The following is a 3,926-nucleotide window of genomic DNA, read 5'->3' on the forward strand; positions in this document are numbered from 1 at the left end:
GCGGTAGTGGTTTCTGTGGGTGCTTCGGTAGTCACCACCGGCGGTTCCGTAGTGGTCACCGGTGTGGGAATGGCTCCGATAGCGGTAATATTCCACATCTGATCCATGCTGCCGTTTTTGGTCCACTGGAGCACGTTTGCTCCCTGTTCCTTGGAGGCGGCAGCAACGCCTAAGGCTCCCTTATCCTTGGAAGCACGTGTCACAATATAATAGGTGCCGTCGGGATTGGGGATAAACTTGAACAGCTGTGCGGAAGTTTTGGTGTTGGTGAAGATCTGAATGTTGGTGCCGTCGTCGCCCTTGCCCTCGGCAACGTCCAGATAATAGGTCTTTCCGTCGCCCAGTCGGGACAGGATATAATAGTAGCCGTCACCAAATTCTTTCAGTGTCCAGTTCTGGCAGTTGTTGCCGTTGGCACTCCACTGCTGCACATTGGCACCGGCTTCTGCACTGGCATCTTTGACTTCCAGATACAGTGCACTGTTGGCGTTCTGGAACTGGTATACCTGACTGGTGTCCAGCTTCACACCGGCAGCGGTGGTTTCTTCCAGAATCCAGTGCTGGCAGGCGTTGCCGTTGCTCTCGTACTGCTGGACATTTGCTCCGCTGGATTTGCTGGCATTTTCTACCTCTACGCAGCTTTTCAGATTAGAGGCCTTGGTGTAAATGGTGTAGGAGCCGTCTTCGTTCAGAGCGAACAGGAACTGTTGTGCCTGTTCGCGGCTGCTCTTGGTCCAAAGGGCAGCGTTGGTGCCGTTGTCTGCCTTGCCGCCGGAGATGTCCATGAGGTAGGTGATCTGATCGCCTACCTGACTGTACAGATAATAGTAACCGTCACCGGCGGAAATCGCCCGCCATGTGTTGTGGGCGGCGGCACTGTCCGCACCCCACTGCTGGAGATTGGCACCGGCTTCTGCACTGCCGTTGGCAACTTCCAGATACAGTCCGCTGTTTACATTTTTCAGCATGAATACAGAGCCTTCCGGCAGAACTGCCGCAGTGGGCGTTACCGGTTCAGGGTTTGGCGTAGGTGTGGGCGTTGGAGTAGTCTGTCCCAGCACAGTGACGCTGGGACGTGCCGGCAGGGGCTGGTCGGAGCCGAGGGAGAAGCTGGCATGGGGCGGCTGGTTATAGGCAGTTTGCTGTGCCGAAACCTGTACCCGATACTGGGGATCATGCATCAGAGTTGTGATGCGGTAGTCCGTGTCGTAGGGCGTGCAGTAAATGCGAATGGATTTGCTGTCTGCTCCGCGGACGATCAGTTCTTCCCGCCAGTCGCCGAAGATGTCGGCGGACAGGCAGGGCGTTCCCTTGGTGGTGTTGCAGGTGTAATAGCCGTCTGTGGTGAGCAGGGTGGTCAGCTTGCCGTTTGCTCCCATTTTGGAAATGGTGGCAGGGGAGTCGGTGTAGCCGTCCAGAATCTCCCGTTCCAGATCGCCGTCCCAGTAGGACAAAAAGTTGACTGCCGGTCTGCGGCAGCTGAGGGTGTTGCCGCTGCCGTCAAAGACATCGTTCCCCAGTCCCCAGAATTCTGCTCCCTTGTTGCCTGTCCAGACATTGTCTGCACAGCAGCGTCCAGTGTCGCCGGAACCGTCCTTGTGGAAGAGGATCTTGCCGTTGGAAGCGTCTACCAGCGAAACGCCGTAGGGTTTGTCTTCGTGGCAGATCCACAGTTCCAGCCCCTTGCGGTCGGGGAGAAGATCGCCCAGATGCATGGCATCGCCGTGTCCCTTGTTCAGACACCACAGCACCTTGCCGTTGTCGTCGATACAGGTGGAGCCGGTGATGATCTCCTGCTTGCCGTCGCCGTCCACATCGGCAGCCATGCTGTTGTGGTTGCCGTCGCCGTAGCCGGCAACGCTCTTGTCGTTTCCGGTGTCAAACGCCCAGCGTTTCACCAGTTTTTTGTTGACCACGTCATACGCCGTGGCTGTCATGCGGGTGTAATAGCCTCGTCCGGTGACAACACTGGGCTTGCTGCCGTCCAGATATGCCACAGTGCCCCAGAAGCGGTCGACACGGTTGCCGTAGCTGTCGCCCCACTTGGAAACTGTGCCGCGGGACGGTTCATAGTTCACGGTGTCCAGTGCTGCACCGGTGCTGCCGTCGAACAGGGTGTAGTACTCCGGACCGGAGAGCACATAGCCGTTGGAGTTGCGGTAATCCTTGGAGGCATCGCCGATGACCTTGCCCTTGCCGTCCACAGTGCCGTCAGCAGTTTTGCAGGTCATTTCTGCCTTGCCGTCACAGTCGAAGTCTGCCACGAAAAACTGCGTGTAGTGAGCACCGGCACGAATGTTCTTGCCTAGGTCAATCCGCCACAGCCGCGTGCCGTCCAGTCGGTAGCAGTCAATAAAGACGTTTCCCGTCTTGCCTTTCTGGGAATTGTCCTTGGAGTTGGACGGGTCCCATTTCATGAAAATCTCGTACATGCCGTCCCCGTCCACATCGCCGACGGAACAGTCATTGGGGGAGTAGGTGCAGCCGCTGCCGGTGGGCGGATCCAGATTGATCTGAAAGTAATTCTGATTGGAGATCATGGTACAGTTGGAAGTGGAAACCACTTTGCCGTTTTCCACAGTGTCCACCCGATACTGGTCGGTGCTCTTGCCGCTGCCGTCCAGATAACAGGTGGATTCTCTGGCGTTGCTGGTGTAGATCAGCGTGTTGTTCCGGTACAGCTGGAACACGGCACTGTCCGAATCGTTGGCGAGAAACCGCCAGCTGACCAGCATGCCGGAACCGGTGTTGATGGCGGAAATGCCGCGGTCCAGATATTCCATCTGGCAGTTGCCGGCGGCAGATGCAGTCACGGCTGCCTGCGGGAGTGTGCCGCCCAGCATGGACAGCCCCGCTGCGGCAGCTGCGAGCCATGCCGTGAGTTTGTGTTTCTTCATAAACATTCACCTCGTGTGATATTTGCCTGCCGACTGTTCGGCAGGTCTTTTTATACATTCTCTGCTGTAAAGGATTTAGGAAACACTGCATAAAGCCCGCCTGACGGCTTTGCACGCAATCTGCGTGCAGATTTTTCGTCATATTGCCCAGAAATCCCTTGCCATACGGAAAGTATGCCTGCGGAATTTCTATGCAATCTGCCGAAAAATCTGACGACGCATCTTACCACAAGCTTTGCTCGGTGCTTCCTTTACAGCATACCTTTATTATAGCTGTTCGAAATAACGATGTCAATGCACAAATGATACAATTTTATGTACAAAGAATACAACAGATTCCATGGAAAACAGAACAAGGACCATGCTGTAAAAAATACAGCCCAGTCCTTGTTCTGTGGGATTATATGTGGAGCATGTTTCTGCAAGGATGCCTGAAGATAAGCACACACGTTTTGCAGAATCCATGCTTTGTGAACAGCACTGCCGGAAAGAGGTAGGCAGCACTGCCGTTCAGGGGAGAGAATTGTCATTCTTCAAAGGTCTTGCCCCACTGGATATAGTCGATAAATCCGGCATTGCCGGCAGCCTTGGGGCGGAGGACAGCACCGCGGCTCTTAGAACGCTGCTGTACCTTGTCTGCAACAGAAGCTGCTACCAGCTCCATTGCCGGATCGTCCGCGTCCAGTTCCACGCAGAGTTCTGCCTTGCGGTCCAGTCCGCGGTTCCGGAAATAGACGAACAGGTTCGCTGTCACCATTGCCAGATTCAGCAGGTATACGACTAACACATAGGCGTTGTGTACGTTGACACCGATGATGAACTTGGCACAGATGCCTGCCACATAGCCGACGATCAGCAGGAGAATAAAGGGCAGGCTCATGCCTTTGGCACTGCGGCACTTGTAATTTTTCACCAGATTGATCGGCCATGAACAGCCGAAGCAGATCAGCATTGCCGTTTCCAGAATTCCACCCATGATGTTGTCCTCCATTTTTCTTGGGCAATACCGCACAAAGATTGTGCGACAGA

Annotated in this window: 2 protein-coding genes; both read right to left on the minus strand. The window is 55.0% G+C overall.

Going from position 1 to position 3,926, the window contains the following annotated elements; all coding sequences use genetic code 11:
• The coding region (locus RUMCAL_RS14645; RefSeq protein ID WP_051343763.1) for a rhamnogalacturonan lyase family protein at window positions 1-2,897 on the minus strand (2,897 nt) is incomplete at its 3' end.
• Between the two features lie 526 nt (window positions 2,898-3,423).
• Window positions 3,424-3,926: PQ-loop repeat-containing protein (locus RUMCAL_RS15525; protein WP_242823500.1), on the minus strand; the 503-nt coding region annotated here is incomplete at its 5' end.

This window comes from Ruminococcus callidus ATCC 27760 (genome assembly GCF_000468015.1).
Taxonomy (GTDB): domain Bacteria; phylum Bacillota; class Clostridia; order Oscillospirales; family Ruminococcaceae; genus Ruminococcus_C; species Ruminococcus_C callidus.